The following is an 18,237-nucleotide window of genomic DNA, read 5'->3' on the forward strand; positions in this document are numbered from 1 at the left end:
ATAATATATTTATTTTCAGGCCTTTTATTGTTTTCAAACCTTTTTTAAGTCACCTGTTGAGAGATAGCTTCAGCCGTTTGTTTGCCGTTTGTTATACACGCTGCAATGCCTACTCCATAGTAAGAACAGCCGGCTAATGTAATAGCGGGGTGCTTGTCATGCAATTTTTGAGTCAAGCTGCGTACAAGTTCACCGTGTTTAAGGTGATAGGTAGGCATCAATTTATCCCAATTGGTTACGTCGCTTTCAATGGGCTGCTCTTTGATTCCTAAGCTGTTTTCAATGTCCTTTTGTGCCACTGCTAGCAGCTCTGCTTTTGACATCGTCCGCAGGGTGTCAAAGTGGTGACTCGTGCTTTTATAAAATAAGCGAACTAACAAATTCCCTCGCTTAGAGGTGTGAGCCCATTTTTTGCTCGTCCACGTGCAGGCATTGGCGATTAAGTGGCTTGATTGAGAGGCAATAAACCCGGTGCCTTCAGCGGGAAGGTATTCGTCTGGAACGTCATAGCCGATGTACACGCTAATGAGAGAAGAATCTTTTAACTGCTCAAAGTCTTCGTTTAATTCGGGATCGTTCAACAGTTGCTGAGCAGCCGTGTGCGGTGTAGCTAACACCACGTAATCCGCTGAATGGGCTTGCCCCGGCGTACTGATTTGGTAACGTTCACCGTTCCGTTTTATGCTGGTGGTTGGCGTATCTTTTAAAATCGTTACATCAGAAAGCTCTTCTTCTAAGCGGTGAATAATCGTTGATAAACCTTGTTTAAACGAAATGAATTTTTTATTTCCTGCCGTTTTAAATTTTTTTTCATTGGCTCCCATTCCCTTGATGATGCTGCCGTACGTGTTTTTATAGTCGAGCAGATACGGGAGAGTCGAAGAAATCGTAAGTTTGTCTAAATCGCCAGAGTAGACGCCCGATAAAATAGGTGCAATTTGCTTTTCTACTAGCTCTTCTCCTAAAAAATGTTTTAAAAAGAGTCCAATTGAGCTGTCTTTCGTAAACGTTGTATTTTTAGTAATTAAGTCTTTTAAAGCTGTAATTTTAGCTTTTGAAGAAATCAGCTCGCTCTTAAAAAGAGATTCCACGCTTGTTGGAATACCGAACATGGTATCTTCAGGAATTGGAAGCAGCTCATTAGCAGAGTAAATAAATGATTTGCCCGTTTCGTTATAGACTAAATCGTTTGTTAAGTACAGCTCTTCTAGCAGGGGCATAACGTTTTCTTTTCGAGCTACAATAGAATCCGCCCCTGTTTCCATAATAAATTCCCCAGCTTCACGCGTATTGATTTTCCCTCCTAGATGGGCATGTTTCTCTAGTAATAATAATTTAAGCGGGAGATTACGTTCTCTTTTTAGTTTCTGCAAATAGTACAGAGTGGTTAAGCCCGTAATTCCTCCTCCAATAACAGCGACCGTTTTCAAAATATTCACTCCTACATTTTCAACAATTAGTCTGTAATATACGAAAATCATACCACTATGACTAGGAAAAGTGTAATGAATTGATTGTGAACATAGTGTGTGCAAACACGAAAAGAAATATTGAAACTATACGATTAGATATTTTGAAATTACATAAAATAAAAGCTCATACACGTAGAGAAAATGACTGAGACGCAGCAGTGAAGAAAGGAGGAAGCATCATGCTCGGCGGTTTTATGGAAACGCTGAAAAAAGACTGGCTCGCTTTAGTATTAATAAGTGTTCTTATATGCGGTATTACCTTAAACGTACGAGCCGAAGAGAAGAGCGGACGAAGCGGATACATCGAACCAAAGCTAGTTTTTCCTGTGATCAGTGATGTTCATATTAAGGAAACAGGAACGCTTGATTTGCGTACTTTTCAACATGCATTAACGCAGTTAAATGAACAGGCACCGAAACAAGATGTATTTGTAGTAGTAGGAGATTTGGCTGATACCGGCGCGTTAAAAGAATACGACCGCTTTTTTTCTATTTATAATCAAAATAAACAGCCGCAGGCCGTATCTCTTTTTACGATTGGTAATCATGAATACAGGGACAGCGTAACCAATCAGCAAGCGCAGCAGCGTTTTTTATCTAAAACTAAAATGAAAGCTCTTTATTTTCACCAAGTGATAAAAGGATATCATTTTATCATGCTTGGAACAGAAAGCCGTCTGACCGCCGGTGATTATTCAGTCAAACAAATTAACTGGCTTGCTGAACAGTTGAAGATAGCAAAGCGAGACGATCCTAAAAAACCGATTTTTGTCTTTATTCATCAGCCTATTAACAATACACTGTACGGGAAAAACAGATGGGGGATAGAAGTGAATGAACAGCTTCTTTACAATACGTTAAAACCTTTTCCGCAAGTCATTACATTTTCTGGTCATACCCACCATCCGTTGGACGATCCTCGTACTATTTTTCAAAGAGATTTTACATCTCTTGCAACGTCTTCTGTTCGGTATATATGGCCTGGTGCCGGATATTTACAAGGTGAACTTCCTCCTGGCTACCGAGATGTGAGTCAAGGTCTTCTTGTAGAGGTTTATAATCGAAAAGTAGTCGTTAAAAGGCGGGATTTTCACGCAAATAAGTGGACAGGAGAAGCGTGGGAAATTAACATACCTGCAGATGCAAAAAAGTTTCACTACACGAATGAACGAGATTTAGTAAAACCGATTTTTCTGCCAAGCTCTACTATTTCTGTTATACAAGAAAAAGCTTCATCGAATCAGCTGTATATCCAGTTTACGCAAGCGGTGGATAATCTGATGGTTCATTCTTATCGCATTACCGTCAAAAATAAAGAAACTGGAGAAGTGGTCAAAACATATAATGCATTTTCTCAATACTACAGCGATCCCGTTCCGGATGTTCTAAGTCTTCCGTTATCAGGTTTACAGCCTCATACTGCGTATCAAATAGAAGTAGCGGCAGTGGATGCGTTTGACAATCAAAGCGACCAAAAATTAATCATTGAAGGCTCTACTAAATAGCTAAAAGAGTCCTAATTTTTATTGATTCTTTTAGCTTTTTTCATCTGTTTTTAATGTTATTTTCATTAGATTTTTAAGTGGAGTTGCTACACTGAAACTGTATTTAAAGTCATAATATGTAATTTTCATGAAAGTATCAAAAATCAAAAGGAGTTTGTATGAAAGGATCTTTTGTACGTTTTTTAGTAGTGGGACTGGTCAATACAGCAGTAGGTCTTTCCATTATGTATGTGCTGCTTCATATTTTTCATCATTACTGGGCAGCAACGTTTATCGGAAATACAGCAGGAGCAGTCGTCAGCTACGTGTTAAATCGAATATTTACGTTTAAAAGCGGAGTTCATTTATCTACAAGCATACTGCGTTTTATTTTGGTTATCGGCGTTTGCTACGGCTTGTCTTACTATATTGGACTGCAGTTCTCCAGCTGGTTATTGCATCAACTTCCTGCTGCTGTGCATCCGTTCAAAAAAGATGTCGGTATATTAATTGGAACAGGTCTGTATACGCTTTTAAATTATACGGGTCAAAAATACTTTGTATTTAATACAAAAAAAGAAGCAGTCGTCGTACATGATTAGCTTCTAGCAATTATGAAATGGAAATAGGTGTTAACAGATGAAGAAAGAAACAGCTATGAATAAAGAAAAAACATTGCTTATTATCGCTTTCCTTTTGCTGCTTGCGTATGTATCTCCTATGTTTTTGCTCGGGGAAAATTCACATATACGCGTGCACGATAATTTAGACTCAAATATTACGTGGTATAAAGTTCTGCATCGAAGCGGAGAGCTGTTTGGCTCCAGTCATGCCGTATTACCTCAAATTATTAACGGATTGCCGAGGAATACGTTTGGAACAGAATTTAGCGGTATTCAGTGGCTGTATGGTTTATTCCCGACCATGCTTGCGTACAGTCTCAGCCAAACGATCACGCGCGTATTTGCTTTAATTGGAATGTACTTATTATTAAAAAAGCATTTTATTAAAAGCGAGGATGCTTATGCGATTCGAGTGCTTGTATCACTTGCTTTTGCACTTACTCCTTTTTGGCCTTCAGGTATGCTGAGTACATTAGGACAGCCGCTGGCGCTGTGGGCGTTTTTAACCATTCGAAACCGCGAAGGAACGTGGAAGGAATGGCTTACTCTTTTATTGCTTCCGTTTTACGCAAGCTTTGTGCTAGGGTTTTTCTTCTTTTTAACGGCGATGGGAATGCTGTGGCTAAGAGATGCAGTTAAAAAACGAGTGTGGAATATTCCTTTTTTAAGCAGTATTGCAGCGATGACCGCTGTCTTTCTGCTCATTGAATACCGCCTTGTTGATTCTCTTTTATTTCCGGAGGCCCCGACGAGTCGAAATGAATTTTTAAGCTCTACGCTAGGCTTTGCACATTCCGTTCGCCTTGCTTTTAAGAACTATACGCTTGGGCATACACATGTAATGACGCTTCATACCTTTGTCATTTTACCGCTTTCTTTTATTGTACTGTGGATTGTTGCTCGCAATCAGAAAGAAAAGCTTGAAAAAACGTTTTTGCAGTTATTTATTTTTAATCTCCTACTGTCGATGTGGTATGCATTTTGGTTTTATAAAGGATGGGAGCCGCTAAAAGAAAAATATCAGCTTTTTAATACGTTTAACTTTGCTAGATTTCATTTTTTACGCCCTCTCATTATTTATTTGATGTTTGCAGTTGGCAGCTATGTTTTATGGAAACGGGACCAGGCGTGGAAAAAGTTTGTGTGGGTGTGTTTGGTTTTACAGCTGCTTGTGTTATTTATAGCGAACCCTGAGCTTTATTATCGCTACAATCACGAGCCGTCAGTCAAAGAATTTTATGCTGTCCACCAATTCGATGAAATCAGCAGATATATAGGGAAACCTAAATCATCTTATCGGGTAGCAAGCATTGGGCTTCATCCATCAATTGCTCAGTATAACGGCTTTTATACGCTCGATACGTATAACAACTTCTATCCGTTAACGTATAAACATGAGTTTCGCAAAATCATTGCCAAAGAGCTTGATAAAAATAAAAAGTTAGAAAGTTACTATGATCACTGGGGCAACCGCTGCTATGTGTTTGTTAGCGAGCTAGGGAAAAAATATGATTACCGAAAAGACTCAACGAAAAAAATTCGTCATTTGCAGCTTAATATCAGCCAATTTAAAAAAATGGGCGGTCGCTATATCTTTTCAGCTGTGCCAATCGAAAATGCTGAAAGTGACGGTTTGCACTTTTTAAAAGCGTTTAACGATAAACAGTCCGCTTGGAAAGTGTATGTATATGAAGCAAAGTAAGGGGGCAATAACATGAACAGACCTATTTTAACGATTGTTGTTCCATGTTACAACGAAGAAGAAGTATTCACAGAAACATCTTTTCAATTAACTACTGTAGTAAAAGAACTGATAAATGAACGTCTTGTATCAAGTGAAAGTACCATTTTATTTGTAGACGATGGAAGCAAAGACAGCACGTGGTCGCTTATTGAAAAAGAAAGCTGCAGTAATTTGTTTGTAAAAGGGTTAAAGCTAGCGCGGAATGTAGGACATCAAAATGCTTTGCTCGCAGGACTAGAAGCAGCCCATAAGCAATCCGACTGCGTCATTTCCATTGACGCAGATTTGCAAGATGATATCAGCGTTATTCGTACTTTTATAGAGAAATATTGGCTCGGGTATGAAGTCGTATATGGTGTTCGAGACAGCAGAGAAACCGATACATTTTTTAAACGAACCACGGCAGTAGGGTTTTACCGTGTAATGAATAAGCTAGGAATTCAGCTCGTTCAAAATCATGCCGATTTTCGTCTCATGAGCAAACGTGCTCTTGGTGAACTTATGAAATATAAAGAAGGCAACGTCTTTTTGCGAGGCCTTGTACCATTAGTAGGATTTCGCTCCACGGAAGTCACATATGACCGCAAAGAACGGACAGCGGGCGAATCAAAATATCCGTTAAAGAAAATGCTTGCTTTTGCATTTGATGGAATTACATCTTTTAGCGTAGCGCCAATACGCCTATTAACGCTGCTTGGAGGAGCTTCTTTTCTCTTTAGCATTGCGTTTGGTATTTACGCGCTGATTCAAAAATATTTAGATCATACGCAAATTGGCTGGACGTCTCTTATTTTATCAATTTGGCTTGTAGGCGGCCTGCAGCTGATGGGAATGGGTCTTGTCGGAGAATACATTGGCAAGATTTTTAACGAAGTGAAACAGCGTCCTAAATATGCGATTGAAAGAGATTTATATACAAAACACTCATTAGACACACAAAAAGATTTGCTTATGCATTAATAAGAAGCTTCTCCTAAATGGAGAGGCTTTTTTTGTTAAAGCGTTTATCATAATTTTTAAGTGAACAGGAAATGCTACTACTAAAATTTCTAAGGAGATCAACATCTATGAAAAGACTATTTTATACAGTCAGCACTTCTTGTTTTGTTTGGCTTGCTTTTGCAGCCATTCATGTCAACGCTCTTTCGATTGAGAAGCTTCCGATGAAGAAATCATCTGAACAATGGTCGGTTGAACTGACAAAAGCGAGCATGACGGGAGATAATCAGCTAAAGTGGAAAAATAACGTCTATCATACATATGGATTAACCGTTGAAAACATTGGAAAAGACGTAGAGCGCGTGCAGGTCCAAGCTTTTCGGCACGAAGGAAAAAATAAGGCGAAATACAGCTTGTTTTCTCCTATTGAAAGGTCTAACTTAAGCAAAAGCGGTCAGCGCTTTCGCTATGCGAATTTTGCTGTTCCTGGAAAAGCGGCAGGTTTAGACATTATGATTAACTGGACGGACGAACGAGGCAATCATCAAGAACATTTTGAATTTAAATAAAAGTCTTCGCTTAGGCGAAGACTTTTTTTGCAGGAATTTATCTCTGCATGTGGAAGACGAACACGAAAGGAGAGGTCGTAATGATTGTAAAAGCTACTGAAGAAGAAATACAGGAAATTCGGACGAAATCTGCTGATGCACTGTTTGAAGGAACAACGCATCAGTTTCAACCGTCAACTGAACGCGTAAATGAATTAATTGATAATGCCCTTCAAAAAGGATGTTATTATTTAGTATCTAGACAAGAAAATAAACTCGCAGGCTGGGTTCTTGCGGGACCATCTGCCGACTTCTTTTCAAAAGAAGAAATTGGCTTTATCTACGAATTATATGTTGTACCCGAATACCGCGGGCAAGGTTTGGCCAAGCCGTTAATGCAAAAAGCAATTGATGAATTGTCTATCAAAGGATACCGTGAAATCAGACTCAGCGTTCATGCTGGGAATTTTGCACAGCATGTGTATCGTGAACTTGGATTTGTAGATAAACAAATATCAATGAGCTTCCAAGTGGTAAAACGTCCGTAACGTTAGTGAATGTCAGCGAGTCCATAAAACATAAGATATTATACATGCGATGAGGTTCGGTAATGAAAGTAAAAGTAAATAAGTAGCCCAAACAGCGCCTTTATCTAGTACTTCAACGGCTCCTCCACCTGTATTGTCTGAGGAGGGGGGATCTTCAAGCGCGTTCATAATTAAAGCCGCCGCTGCTAAAATAACCCCTCCGATGCTTCCAGTTGTTTTGACAATTGCAATATGGAAAGTAGATGAAAAGGCAATGCTGAGAAGCAGCAGCAAGCTTCCCAAAAAAGCAGATAACATATATCGTTTCATGTGCTCACCATCCTTTATGAAAGCATACCATATTTTACTTCTTTTTTCTTTTTATTGAAAAGCTATTGACGTAACCTATAAAACATATTAGAATAGTCAGAAATAATTTAAAAACGAAATATTCTTATCTAGAGAGGTGGAGGGACTGGCCCTTTGAAGCCTCAGCAACCACAATTATTGAATGGTGCTAATTCCAGCATAGCCTAGCTCTGACAGATAAGAAGAGGAATCTTTTTCTATGATGAAATCCTCTTCTTAGGAAGAAACATTTCGTATAGAAAAGGTGATGACATTGAATAATACACAAACGGCTTTATGCATTGACGATTATTTAGATCTATACTTATTAGCAAAAGAAATAAATGACGAAACGTGGCAGCAAGAAATTTTAGCCGTGCTAAAAACGCAGCAAAATCGTTCATTTGAAGAAAAACAATCCGCCCTAGTTCAAGAGATATGGGAAGATTTTAAACAGTTAAATGAAGATATTTCTTTTACGTATCGCTTAATTCAAGAAGAGCCAACTAACGAACAATTTCAGGCTAAATTAAGGCACTTGAGAGAACGGCGGATCACGCTGAGCCGTGAGTTATATTTAGCTAAAAAACAGTATGTTGAACACACGCAATAAAAAGATCTGCTTGAGAAACAAGCGGTTTTTTTACGTGAAAATGTTAGAATCGTTATATTTCGGGTAGTAAATGGATAAGACAAGCAAAGGAGGGATAACAGTGGCCCAAGGTGTATTATGTGAAGTGAATGAGTGCATGTATTGGAAATCCGGAAATAAATGCAGTGCAGAGTCCATTTACGTTGTGAGTCCTGAAAGTAGTCACCATGTTTCTGAAACGGAAGAACCTGGCTGTAAAACTTTTGAACCCGCGAGATAAATGCTAGTTTTTATAAAAAAGCATAAAATGAACGATGCGCTGACGAAGTTGAGTCGGCGTTTTTCTATTTTTTTAAAATACTATTACTTAGGTGCAATACTAAATACATATTAAAAAAGCAGTGCCTATGTCTAATTGTGCGTTTAAACAAAATGATAAGATAATTTTTTTGTTTTTCGACAAAAGAAAAGTGAGAGAAAGGTGATAGAATACAAATATACAGCCTAGCTGTCTTTTAGCACAAACTTATATGAAAGCGCTAACAAAAGGCTGTGTTCATCTCGTTTTGACAGATTGGAAAAAGGGGAGACGTTTATGCAGGGGAAAACTCAGGGGAAAGAATTGAAACGCGGGTTAGAAGAAAGACATGTGACGCTGATGTCCTTAGGAGCAGCCATAGGGGTAGGACTGTTTCTTGGATCTGCATCTGCTATTAAATTAGCAGGGCCAGGAATATTATTGGCGTACGGATTTAGCGGAATGATTATGTTTTTTATTATGAGAGCACTTGGAGAAATGGCGATTCAAAAACCTGTTGCAGGTTCATTCAGCAAGTACGCACGCGACTACTTAGGGCCGCTCGCTGGTTATTTAACAGGTTGGAACTACTGGTTTTTATGGGTTGTAACATGTATGGCTGAAATTACAGCCGTTGGTATTTATATGGGGTATTGGTATCCGGATGTACCAAACTGGATTTGGGCGTTATCGGCGCTTGTCATCATGACAACGGTTAACTTCTTAGCTGTTAAGGCATATGGTGAACTGGAATTTTGGTTTGCACTTATTAAAATTTTAGCGATTGTATTAATGATTGCCGTTGGATTATTAATGATTGTGTTTGGAATCGGCAACGGCGGCGTTGCGACTGGTATCAAAAACTTGTGGGACAACGGCGGACTGTTCCCGAACGGATTCAAAGGTATTTTGCTGTCGCTGCAAATGGTCATGTTTGCGTATTTAGGAATTGAAATGATCGGCGTTACCGCGGGAGAAGTGAAAAATCCGGAAAAATCTCTAGCAAGAGCGATTGATTCTGTCTTTTGGCGTATTCTTATTTTCTACGTCGGAGCGTTATTTGTCATTATGTCGATTTATCCGTGGCAAGAAATCGGTTCACAGGGAAGCCCGTTTGTATTAACATTTGAAAAAATCGGCATTCCAGCGGCGGCTGGTATCATTAACTTTGTTGTACTAACAGCAGCTCTTTCTTCTTGTAACAGCGGTATTTTTAGTACAGGCCGTATGCTGTTTAACTTAGCAGAACATGGAGAAGCACCAAAAGGATACGGTCAGCTTACAAAAGGCGGCGTACCGGGAAAAGCTGTTTTAGCATCAGCGGGTGCGCTATTAGTCGGAGTAGCGTTAAACTACATTGTGCCTGCCAAAGTATTTACGTGGGTAACAAGTATTGCAACATTCGGTGCGATTTGGACATGGGGAATTATTTTGCTTTCTCAAATTAAATATCGCAAAACGTTAAAAACAGGTGAAGAGGCAAAACTGAAATATAAAATGCCTTTATTTCCGTTAACATCTTATGTGTCACTTGCGTTCCTAGCGCTAGTGGTGGTTTTGATGGCATATAATCCAGATACAAGAATTGCAGTTGTCATCGGACCATTATGGTTTATCGGTCTTATTATCGCGTACTACGCAAAAGGATTCCATAAACGAAGTCAAGGTTCAGCTGCAGCTGAGCAAAAGCTAGTAAAATAAAAGAAAAGACCTCTTTCTTGGAAAGAGGTCTTTTTTTATTAGTTTATGTGCAAATGATTAGTTTGTTTTAAGCGATCATTGGTACGTATGAATAATGTAGAAAATATTCTATTTATTTTGTACTATTTAGTTAGAGAATTCGTTAACCGTTAAGTGGTAATTGAAAGTGGATAAGTATATTAGTTTTAAGCTTTTTAACGCCGTACAGTGCATCGAAAAGTTGGGAGGAAATAGGCAGAAATGATAGAAAGATTTAGTGAAAAAGACATAAAGGAGTTGCTAGTGCTATCTAAGTTGGAAAAATGGGATTATAGCGAAGCAGATTTACATACGATTTTTTCATCTGGAGACGTATTTGGGCATAGAAATGAGAAAGGTAACATTGTATCAAGCGTAGCAGTAGTTTTGTATAAAAATCAGTCAGCTTTTATAGGAATGGTAATTGTGAGAAGAGATTACCGAAAACAAGGGTTAGCCTGGCAGCTCATGAAACACTGTTTGCAAACTCTTTGCCCTGAAGTGAATGCCTACTTAATTGCGACAAAAGAAGGTGAGCACTTATATAAAAAAGCAGGGTTTAAAACTGTGGACTATGTAAGTAAATATATAAGCAGTGAATACATACCCAGAGCATTTAAAGCTTCAGGTTTTTATACACGATCCTTAGCGAGAAGGGACTTCAAAGAGGTTGTAAATCTTGATGAAGAAGCATTTGGAGATAATAGAAAGTTATTTTTGAAAAGTAGGATTCAGCAAGCTGAAAAAGCAGTTGTCCTACAAAACGAACAAAATAAAATGACGGGTTATGGTTTAGCGGTTCGTACCCCGAGCAATATCGTGATTGGGCCGGTAGTTGCTCCAAACGCTGAAGCAGCAATGCTGATAATTGATGAACTAGCGAAGAATTACAAAGAAAAGCTGAGAATTGACCTGTCTTCTCATGAGGAAACGTTAAAAAAACTTGTGGAAAATCACGGATTTCAGCTTCAAAATGAGCCTCCTGTTATGGCGTATGGTGTCAATCCCCTACCTGCTAGGCAGGGCAATCTTTTTGCTATAGCAGCTCAGGCATTTGGATAAAAAGAAAGGAGAAGCTCCTTTCTTCGCGTCTACCGAATTCTATCAATTTTAAACCCATTATCAATTTGATGAAATCCGACTTTTGGATAGTAGTTCATAGCAGAAGGAGCGGAAAGTAAAATAAGCGCGGTTTCTTCACCGATTTCTGATTGAACGTGCTTGATGAGCTGTGTGCCGATTCCTTGCTTTTGATAGTCTTTTACGACAGCTAAATCCGATAAATAGCAGCAGTAGCTAAAATCTGTTAACGCTCTGGCTATGCCAATGAGCCCGCTGTCGCTCCAAGCGGTAACAGTAACAGAAGCGTGATCAAGCATTCTTTGAATCCGATCAAGATCTTGTGCAGGACGTTTAATACCGGAATGTGCAAATACTTCAGCAGCTTGTTCCGCACGGATTAAGACGTTGGTTTTATAAGTGATAGTCATTGCGTCAGCTCCTTGATTTATAAGATATAGTTCAGTATATGAAGAAACTGAACTAAGAGTAAGTGTCAGAAACAGCGAATTTAATAGTATCAGTTAGAAAGGAAAGAACACTATGTTAGAGTTGATGCCTTTGCTTGATAAAAGAAAAGCAAATCCCTTATACATGCAGCTTTACACCTACATAAAAAAACAAATTCAAAAAGGTACCATTCCGCCTCATGAAAAACTGCCTTCTAAACGAAAGTTAGCTCTTCATTTAAGCATTAGCCAAAATACGGTTGAAGCAGCTTATATACAGTTAGAAGCAGAGGGCTATATTGAGATACTAGCCAGGAAAGGAGCATTTGTAAAAGAGATAAAAAATGAAGTCGTGCTTCAAGAACTGCCTCCTATCTCTGTATCTCTGCAACAAGAAGATCAAAAATCAACTGCCCTTGATTTTAGCCATGGAAAGATAGACGTAGAAAAATTTCCGTATAATACGTGGAAAAAGCTAACGGTTCAAGCTATTTATCATGATGAAAGCCATCTTTTTTATAGCGGACATCCGCAGGGCGAACTGCTTCTTCGCCAAGAAATTGCAGCGTACCTTTACCACTCAAGGGGAGTGCGCTGCACAGCGGAGCAAATTGTGATAGGTGCAGGTACACAGTACCTCATGTGGCTGCTTTCTGTCATTCTGGGGAAAGAAAAGATAATTGGGTTCGAAAACCCAGGCTTTCACCGAACGAGGCACGTTTTTCAAGAACAAGGCATGTCGATCGCCCCTGTTTCTCTTGATAGTTCTGGCTTGAAAGTCAAGGAACTGAAAGAAAGCGAAGCGGATGTGGTATACATTACGCCGTCTCATCAATTTCCCATTGGTATGGTCATGCCGATAGCTAGAAGACTTGAACTACTAGAGTGGGCGGAAGAAACGAATGGCTATATTATAGAAGATGACTATGACGGGGAATTTCGCTATAAAGGAAAACCGATTCCTGCACTTCAAGGATTAGATCAAGACGATCGCGTTATTTATACGGGAACGTTTTCAAAGTCGTTGATGCCTTCTCTTCGAATAAGTTATGCCGTGTTGCCACACCGGCTTCTTCCAAGCTACGTGAAGCACTGTGGACTTTTTAAACAGCCTGTTTCAAGGCTTCACCAGCATACGCTTTTTCTATTTATGAAAGAAGGGCACTGGGAACGTCACTTGAATAAAATGAGAACAGCATACCGCAAGAAACAAGCGCTGCTGCTAGATTGCTTGACTGCTACTATGGGAGAACGTGTAGATGTTATTGGAGAACATTCTGGGTTGCATATTCTTCTGAAGGTAAAAAACGGAATGAGTGAACAGAAACTAATTGAAGCAGCTGCCAAGCAAGGGGTAACGATTTATCCAACCTCTATTTATTATCATACTGTTAATAAAAAACAGACGCCATATGTACTGCTTGGATTTGCGGGACTGTCTGACGAAGAGATAAAAATGGGCATAGATTCGCTGTTTAAAGCTTGGTTCGTCCAATAAGAAGTGAAATCAAAGAGTTTTTTGAGCAAAAAGGCTTTAAGCGGTCTATTTTAGGGAGAGAAATAGATAAAAACCAGCGCGTTTGACTACACAGACTGCGCTGGTTTTTTTGTCTGGAAATCAAGGAACAGGCAAGAGTTGATAAGTTAGTGAACTTGAAAGTAAAGGAAAGTTTGATAGGAAGAAGATGCTTCTTGTAAGGAAGTCATAAATGTATGGAAAAGCGGCGTTACATTCATGCGGTTGTTTCTCGACCAGTCGTGGTTTACGAAAAATGATTTTCTTAGTTCGGCTGTGAGTTCAAGCTGTACCCCGGCTTTTAGCAGATTATCGTTCACAATATTTTGCTCGCTTGTTCCGGCTATATCAGAAGGGGCGTCACGGACTGTAAAGCCGTGTTTGCGCAGCGATTGCTTTACCAGCTCTTTATAAAGCTGATTTTTTCCGCCTACATATACGATAGGCTGACTACCGCTATAGCCGTGAATCGTCATGACGGACATACTTTGCTGAGCCATTCCTCTAGCAATCGGTTCGTCAAAATTTTCTGAGGTTATGTGCAGAACTCCGTTGTTAGTGGACTTGATGCCTTCGAATAAATAATAAGAAGCGGAAAAGCGATCGGCGAGTTCTTTGGCGACTTCTGATGTGCCCGGTTCAATTCCTCCGCCGTGAATGGCCATAATGGATAGGTAGCTAAAGCGCTGTTCGTAGCGAATATCATAGTCTTGATGGAGAATCTCGTACTGCTGCAGTTCTGCATAGGAAGAGTAAGAGTCACCGCTTGCATAAGAAGGAAGGGGAATCAAAAAGCAGTACATCAAACATAGCAAAGTGCTCGCCCTCCATTTGAATAAACGGTTCATTAATAATCACCTCTATCTATCCTATGATAGGTAGAGGCGATTATTAGTGCTTCCGTCCGATATAGAGTAAATGAGAAGAAAGTCCAAGGTGATAAGAACTTGATGCTTGTTGGATAAGCAGTTGAACGATGCTGTCCATTTCTTCAGGATACTTTTCTTTCCAGTAAGTCCATTCCTCAGAATTAACAGACGAAGCAACGTTAGAGGCAATCAGCTCAATGCATTGAAATCCATGCTTCTTTAAAAAAGGAATAATATCCTCAATATTAGCATAATAAGCGTGAGTAAACCGAACTTCTTCGGCATGATCAAAGCAGCCTGATTCATAAAAATCATGAAGCGCTTTTGCCGTGTTGTTTGGTTTTAAACGCTCCGGGGATGTTAAAGAAGAAATGACGTGCTGGACGCGCGGCATAAACGAAATAAAGACAGTTCCGCCTGGCTTTGTGACTCGATACAGCTCTCGGACAGCTTGAATGCGATCTTGTTTCTTCTGCAAATGATACATTGGTCCAAGCATTAGTGCCGCATGAAATTGTTCATCCAGGCAACATTGAAGATTCCGAGCATCTGCCACGTGAAAATCACGAAATGCATTGTATACTTGCCGTTCTAAAGCCTTTTCCTTGGCTGTTTGAACTAAATGAGGCGTCAAATCAGTTAGAGTTAATTCGTAGCCGTTTTCTGCTAGTTTTAAGGCATATCTTCCAGGTCCAGCACCGTTATCTAAGATATGTCCGCTGGGAGGAAGGTGTTTTTCGATAAAATGCCAGTTTACTTGAAACTCAATAGGCTCCCGTTCTAACCTTCCCCACTCATCAAATCTGCTGTAATAATCGATAATTTTATCCACTTTGATTAGCCTCCACTTCAAAAATTAGTTATAGTAAATTATAACAAAAATAGAAATAGTTAATAGGTGCGTTTATGAAAAAATGAAGAGGAAGGGAAAGGAGGAGGAAAAATGACCGCAGCTTTTATTAGTCGTCTAGCTCTATCAGGTCTGTTAGGAGCTTTGGTTGGATTAGAAAGAGAATTTAGAGCAAAAGAAGCGGGCTTTCGCACTCATTTTTTAGTTGCTGTCGGTAGCACGCTGATTATGCTAATTTCGAAATATGGCTTTTCAGATGTGCTTCATCAAGATCATATGGCCCTTGATCCGAGCCGGGTTGCAGCACAAGTAGTAAGCGGTATTGGTTTTTTAGGAGCAGGTATGATTATTATCCAAAAGCAGCATATTAGAGGGCTCACAACAGCCGCAGGCGTATGGGCAACGTCGGGAATTGGTTTAACCATTGGGGCGGGTATGTATACAGTCGGCATTAGTGCAACTATATTGGTGCTGATTGGCTTAGAAATATTGAACGTGATGTTTACATCACTTTCTACTCATTCCATTTTAATTAAGTTTCGTGCAGCGAATCAAGAGGCTATTTATGAGCTCCTTGATAAGATTGAAAGGGAAAATATTATGATTTCATCCTATGAAATTCACCAGGATCATCATCAAGGTGAACTGCTCTATTTTGTTGAAATAAAAGGAAAAGCAAAAAAGAAAGGGAATAAAGTAGAATTGATTAAATCAATTCATTCTATGGCTCACGTGTTATTTATTGAAATTGAATAAGCACTTATTTATTTTTTCCCAAAGAGATTAAGGCATAACTAAATTAGTCTAAAGTCGAACAAATGGATAAAGGGGCCAGTATGGATCGTTTAGTACACCGCAGTTGATTTTCGTGCAAGGCTTCGCTTTCCGGGGGCGGCAGGTGAGCCTCCTCGTCGCTTGCGCCCCTGCGGGGTCTCACCTGCTCCGCTTTTCCTGCAGGAGTCTTCTTCAACTAAAAAACTTTCGCTTCAGCCTCTTTATTCGTTCTCTATCTTGCTTAAAACGTTTCGCAGTGTTTTAGCATAGCAAAAAAAGGCTATTACCTAAATATAGAGAATTTTACTGGAGGTTATAAAATGAAAATTGGAGTCGTAGGTGCTACAGGAAAAGCAGGAAGTTTTATCGTGAAAGAAGCTTTAAATCGCGGGCATGATGTAACGGCAATCGTACGTGATGCGAGCAAAGTAGAAGAAAAGGATGTTCGTACACTGGAAAAAGACATCTTTGATATTACGGCAAACGATATTGAAGGTTTCGATGCGGTAGTGAATGCGTTTGGAGCTCCCGAAGGAAAAGAACATCTGCATGTAGAAGCGGGACAGTCATTAATCCATGTATTTAAACAAGCTCCGGACGTTCGTCTTCTTGTTGTAGGAGGAGCAGGCAGTTTGTTTGTCGATGAAGAGAAAACGACGCGTCTAGCAGATACGCCTGATTTTCCAAAAGAGTATAAGGCGACAGCTGACAACCAAGCTCAAAATTTAAAAGACTTAGAAAGTACAAGTGATATTAATTGGACGTTTATTAGCCCAGCAGCATTTTTTAATCCTTCAGGAAAACGAACGGATGCTTATAAAACAGGGAAAGATCATGTTATTTTAAACTCAGAAGGGAACAGCCATGTCAGCTATGCTGATTACGCCATTGCAGTTATTGATGAAATTGAGCGAGGAGAGCATATAAACGAACGCTTTACCGTTGTATCCGACGCTAGATAAAGGAAAAGCCGCTTTATGCGGCTTTTTTTGTGCATGTTATACTATGGAAAAAGGAGTAAGGTATAGAATGGATAATACAGTAAATGTAGTGCTAACGTTTTACAGTGAAGCCTACGAGTCATCTATACATAGCTATACGCTGCCTGAAGAGCAGCTCATTTATACGGCGCTTCCCGCTGAAGCCTTGGCTAAGTGTAAGGGGAAAAGAGACAGAACGCCCGTTTTGATTTTGACAGAAAACAAAGTAGCCGGCTTTTTCGTGCTTGACGCAGGGAAAGCCGTTAAAGAATATACCGAGAGCTCCGGCGCGCTTTTAATACGGTCGTATTCCATTCATCCTGATTATCAAGGAAAGGGAGTTGGCAAAAAGTCATTGAAACTTCTTCCTTTTTTTATCAACCGTCACTTTCCGACTATAAATAAAGTGGTGCTAGGCGTGAACTATAAAAACACGGCTGCGCAGCATCTGTACAAACGATGCGGCTTTGTTGATACAAACCGGCATATTTTTGGAAGCCAAGGAAAGCAGTTTGTTTATCAGATGAACATAAAAAAAGCTTGAACAAGAGTTCAAGCTTTTTTCTTATATGACAAGTAGGAAGCTAGAGCAAATAGGCAGCGCTACAAGGGACGTTTTTAATACGGGAGCAGGTACACGATTTGTAAACTTTGCTCCAATATAGGAACCGACCATTGTGCCGACGACAACTTGAATCAACAGCGGAATATCTAAAAAGCCCTGCTGATAATAGCCCATTCCCCCGCCAATGGCAATCGGAATAATAACGAGCATTGTCGTTCCGGCCGACTGGCGAATCGACAAGCCTAACACCATCATAAGGCCAAGCTGGATAAATGGAGTTGATCCAATTCCAAACATTCCGGACAGAGCACCGGTAATTAAGCCAATGAGTAAAGAGTAGACGACAAATTTAGCTCCTGTTGGCACAGTACGTTCTTTTTGCTGACGGGAAAATAAAAACATTCGCAGCCAAAGTAAAACACCAGATAATAAAAGCATACCGGCTGTTAGCCACTTTAGCTCGCCTTCTGGGATAAAGGATGAAAGGTTAGACCCAATCCAAGCGCCTAATGCACCGAGGATACCAACAGAGATACCGGATTTTAAAGATACGTTACCTTCACGGTAATGACTGACGGCGCCAGATAAAGAAGAGAAAATCATTGCGGCAAGAGCCGTTGCGAGTGCAACGTGTACAGATACGCCGTACAGCAGCGTTAAAATTGAAATAATAAAACCTGATCCGCCTGCTCCGACAAATCCTAAGATCAGTCCGACGGCTAACATTGTTAAAACAATTGAAACATCCATAAACTAATTCCTTCTTTCAACACTTATTCTATGCAGACACATAACATTTTTATTTTTAGCAAGTGCTACGTTCTTCATTTAAACATGAATTTTTTATGACGTCCAATGTATAATTTATATGAAATTAATAG

At 39.7% G+C, this 18,237-nt stretch carries 20 protein-coding genes and 1 riboswitch; of the genes, 14 read left to right on the top strand and 6 right to left on the bottom strand.

The window, feature by feature from the left end:
- Window positions 1-44 precede the first annotated feature (44 nt).
- On the bottom strand, window positions 45-1,430 hold the full coding sequence (locus POF52_RS04650; protein WP_271990146.1) for a protoporphyrinogen oxidase: 1,386 nt from the start codon (window positions 1,428-1,430) through the stop codon (window positions 45-47).
- A gap of 221 nt (window positions 1,431-1,651) precedes the next feature.
- Between POF52_RS04650 and POF52_RS04655 the strand changes: the two genes are divergently transcribed.
- The 6 genes from POF52_RS04655 (at window position 1,652) to POF52_RS04680 (ending at window position 7,358) form a co-directional block, all read left to right on the top strand.
- Window positions 1,652-2,977 (top strand): metallophosphoesterase, encoded by a 1,326-nt coding sequence (locus tag POF52_RS04655; protein WP_271990148.1) that lies wholly within the window; start codon window positions 1,652-1,654, stop codon window positions 2,975-2,977.
- A gap of 158 nt (window positions 2,978-3,135) precedes the next feature.
- The gene (locus tag POF52_RS04660) at window positions 3,136-3,558 is read left to right on the top strand and encodes a GtrA family protein (RefSeq protein ID WP_271990151.1); all 423 of its coding nucleotides are present in this window, start codon (window positions 3,136-3,138) and stop codon (window positions 3,556-3,558) included.
- Window positions 3,559-3,595: 37 nt separating this feature from the next.
- A complete protein-coding gene (locus POF52_RS04665; protein WP_271990155.1) occupies window positions 3,596-5,281 on the top strand; it encodes a DUF6044 family protein in 1,686 nt (561 codons plus the stop codon).
- Between the two features lie 12 nt (window positions 5,282-5,293).
- Window positions 5,294-6,283: a glycosyltransferase family 2 protein gene (locus tag POF52_RS04670; protein ID WP_016765263.1), complete on the top strand. Its 990-nt coding sequence runs from the start codon at window positions 5,294-5,296 to the stop codon at window positions 6,281-6,283.
- A gap of 107 nt (window positions 6,284-6,390) precedes the next feature.
- Window positions 6,391-6,831 carry a hypothetical protein gene (locus POF52_RS04675; protein WP_271990158.1) on the top strand — a complete coding sequence of 147 codons (441 nt, stop codon included), beginning with the start codon at window positions 6,391-6,393 and terminating at the stop codon, window positions 6,829-6,831.
- 80 nt (window positions 6,832-6,911) lie between these two features.
- Entirely contained in the window at window positions 6,912-7,358 is a 447-nt protein-coding gene (locus POF52_RS04680) for a GNAT family N-acetyltransferase (RefSeq protein ID WP_271990160.1), read from the top strand.
- 12 nt (window positions 7,359-7,370) lie between these two features.
- On the opposite strand, the gene POF52_RS04685 is transcribed toward POF52_RS04680, so the two are convergent.
- Entirely contained in the window at window positions 7,371-7,667 is a 297-nt protein-coding gene (locus POF52_RS04685; protein WP_016765260.1) for a hypothetical protein, read from the bottom strand.
- Between the two features lie 121 nt (window positions 7,668-7,788).
- Window positions 7,789-7,890, top strand: a riboswitch (SAM riboswitch).
- Between the two features lie 63 nt (window positions 7,891-7,953).
- On the opposite strand from POF52_RS04685, the gene POF52_RS04690 reads away from it, so the two are divergent.
- The 4 genes from POF52_RS04690 (at window position 7,954) to POF52_RS04705 (ending at window position 11,356) form a co-directional block, all read left to right on the top strand.
- On the top strand, window positions 7,954-8,298 hold the full coding sequence (locus POF52_RS04690; RefSeq protein ID WP_230586511.1) for a hypothetical protein: 345 nt from the start codon (window positions 7,954-7,956) through the stop codon (window positions 8,296-8,298).
- A gap of 100 nt (window positions 8,299-8,398) precedes the next feature.
- On the top strand, window positions 8,399-8,557 hold the full coding sequence (locus POF52_RS04695) for a DUF1540 domain-containing protein (protein WP_016765258.1): 159 nt from the start codon (window positions 8,399-8,401) through the stop codon (window positions 8,555-8,557).
- A 315-nt stretch (window positions 8,558-8,872) separates the two neighbouring features.
- Entirely contained in the window at window positions 8,873-10,276 is a 1,404-nt protein-coding gene (gene alaP / locus POF52_RS04700) for an alanine permease AlaP (protein ID WP_013058652.1), read from the top strand.
- A 240-nt stretch (window positions 10,277-10,516) separates the two neighbouring features.
- On the top strand, window positions 10,517-11,356 hold the full coding sequence (locus POF52_RS04705) for a GNAT family N-acetyltransferase (RefSeq protein WP_271990172.1): 840 nt from the start codon (window positions 10,517-10,519) through the stop codon (window positions 11,354-11,356).
- A gap of 29 nt (window positions 11,357-11,385) precedes the next feature.
- Here POF52_RS04705 and POF52_RS04710 read toward each other — a convergent pair whose 3' ends face one another.
- On the bottom strand, window positions 11,386-11,784 hold the full coding sequence (locus POF52_RS04710) for a GNAT family N-acetyltransferase (RefSeq protein WP_271990175.1): 399 nt from the start codon (window positions 11,782-11,784) through the stop codon (window positions 11,386-11,388).
- 112 nt (window positions 11,785-11,896) lie between these two features.
- Here POF52_RS04710 and pdxR point away from each other — a divergent pair, with 112 nt between their 5' ends.
- A complete protein-coding gene (pdxR, locus tag POF52_RS04715) occupies window positions 11,897-13,300 on the top strand; it encodes a MocR-like pyridoxine biosynthesis transcription factor PdxR (protein WP_271990178.1) in 1,404 nt (467 codons plus the stop codon).
- Between the two features lie 146 nt (window positions 13,301-13,446).
- On the opposite strand, the gene POF52_RS04720 is transcribed toward pdxR, so the two are convergent.
- Together POF52_RS04720 and POF52_RS04725 are read right to left on the bottom strand one after the other, a co-directional pair.
- The gene (locus POF52_RS04720) at window positions 13,447-14,166 is read right to left on the bottom strand and encodes a poly-gamma-glutamate hydrolase family protein (RefSeq protein ID WP_271990181.1); all 720 of its coding nucleotides are present in this window, start codon (window positions 14,164-14,166) and stop codon (window positions 13,447-13,449) included.
- A 43-nt stretch (window positions 14,167-14,209) separates the two neighbouring features.
- A complete protein-coding gene (locus POF52_RS04725; RefSeq protein ID WP_271990184.1) occupies window positions 14,210-15,019 on the bottom strand; it encodes a class I SAM-dependent methyltransferase in 810 nt (269 codons plus the stop codon).
- Between the two features lie 111 nt (window positions 15,020-15,130).
- On the opposite strand from POF52_RS04725, the gene POF52_RS04730 reads away from it, so the two are divergent.
- From POF52_RS04730 to POF52_RS04740, 3 genes are all read left to right on the top strand, one after another.
- Window positions 15,131-15,793, top strand: a complete 663-nt coding sequence (locus POF52_RS04730) for an MgtC/SapB family protein (protein WP_034649473.1) — start codon at window positions 15,131-15,133, stop codon at window positions 15,791-15,793.
- A 338-nt stretch (window positions 15,794-16,131) separates the two neighbouring features.
- On the top strand, window positions 16,132-16,773 hold the full coding sequence (locus tag POF52_RS04735; protein ID WP_013084617.1) for an NAD(P)-dependent oxidoreductase: 642 nt from the start codon (window positions 16,132-16,134) through the stop codon (window positions 16,771-16,773).
- A 67-nt stretch (window positions 16,774-16,840) separates the two neighbouring features.
- Window positions 16,841-17,335 carry a GNAT family N-acetyltransferase gene (locus POF52_RS04740; protein WP_271990192.1) on the top strand — a complete coding sequence of 165 codons (495 nt, stop codon included), beginning with the start codon at window positions 16,841-16,843 and terminating at the stop codon, window positions 17,333-17,335.
- 21 nt (window positions 17,336-17,356) lie between these two features.
- On the opposite strand, the gene POF52_RS04745 is transcribed toward POF52_RS04740, so the two are convergent.
- Window positions 17,357-18,106 (bottom strand): sulfite exporter TauE/SafE family protein, encoded by a 750-nt coding sequence (locus POF52_RS04745; protein ID WP_271990195.1) that lies wholly within the window; start codon window positions 18,104-18,106, stop codon window positions 17,357-17,359.
- Between the last annotated feature and the right edge of the window lie 131 nt (window positions 18,107-18,237).

This window comes from Priestia sp. AB (genome assembly GCF_028369225.1).
Lineage (GTDB): Bacteria > Bacillota > Bacilli > Bacillales > Bacillaceae_H > Priestia > Priestia megaterium.

Excerpts from the sequence above, each read along its gene's own strand:
- alaP (WP_013058652.1), top strand. The coding sequence starts at position 8,873 with ATGCAGGGGAAAACTCAGGGGAAAGAATTGAAACGCGGGTTAGAAGAA.
- POF52_RS04735 (WP_013084617.1), top strand. The coding sequence starts at position 16,132 with ATGAAAATTGGAGTCGTAGGTGCTACAGGAAAAGCAGGAAGTTTTATC.
- POF52_RS04730 (WP_034649473.1), top strand. The coding sequence starts at position 15,131 with ATGACCGCAGCTTTTATTAGTCGTCTAGCTCTATCAGGTCTGTTAGGA.
- POF52_RS04740 (WP_271990192.1), top strand. The coding sequence starts at position 16,841 with ATGGATAATACAGTAAATGTAGTGCTAACGTTTTACAGTGAAGCCTAC.
- POF52_RS04710 (WP_271990175.1), bottom strand. The coding sequence starts at position 11,784 with ATGACTATCACTTATAAAACCAACGTCTTAATCCGTGCGGAACAAGCT.
- POF52_RS04665 (WP_271990155.1), top strand. The coding sequence starts at position 3,596 with ATGAAGAAAGAAACAGCTATGAATAAAGAAAAAACATTGCTTATTATC.
- POF52_RS04670 (WP_016765263.1), top strand. The coding sequence starts at position 5,294 with ATGAACAGACCTATTTTAACGATTGTTGTTCCATGTTACAACGAAGAA.
- POF52_RS04680 (WP_271990160.1), top strand. The coding sequence starts at position 6,912 with ATGATTGTAAAAGCTACTGAAGAAGAAATACAGGAAATTCGGACGAAA.
- POF52_RS04685 (WP_016765260.1), bottom strand. The coding sequence starts at position 7,667 with ATGAAACGATATATGTTATCTGCTTTTTTGGGAAGCTTGCTGCTGCTT.
- POF52_RS04705 (WP_271990172.1), top strand. The coding sequence starts at position 10,517 with ATGATAGAAAGATTTAGTGAAAAAGACATAAAGGAGTTGCTAGTGCTA.
- POF52_RS04655 (WP_271990148.1), top strand. The coding sequence starts at position 1,652 with ATGCTCGGCGGTTTTATGGAAACGCTGAAAAAAGACTGGCTCGCTTTA.
- POF52_RS04690 (WP_230586511.1), top strand. The coding sequence starts at position 7,954 with ATGACATTGAATAATACACAAACGGCTTTATGCATTGACGATTATTTA.
- pdxR (WP_271990178.1), top strand. The coding sequence starts at position 11,897 with ATGTTAGAGTTGATGCCTTTGCTTGATAAAAGAAAAGCAAATCCCTTA.
- POF52_RS04745 (WP_271990195.1), bottom strand. The coding sequence starts at position 18,106 with ATGGATGTTTCAATTGTTTTAACAATGTTAGCCGTCGGACTGATCTTA.
- POF52_RS04675 (WP_271990158.1), top strand. The coding sequence starts at position 6,391 with ATGAAAAGACTATTTTATACAGTCAGCACTTCTTGTTTTGTTTGGCTT.
- POF52_RS04720 (WP_271990181.1), bottom strand. The coding sequence starts at position 14,166 with ATGAACCGTTTATTCAAATGGAGGGCGAGCACTTTGCTATGTTTGATG.
- POF52_RS04660 (WP_271990151.1), top strand. The coding sequence starts at position 3,136 with ATGAAAGGATCTTTTGTACGTTTTTTAGTAGTGGGACTGGTCAATACA.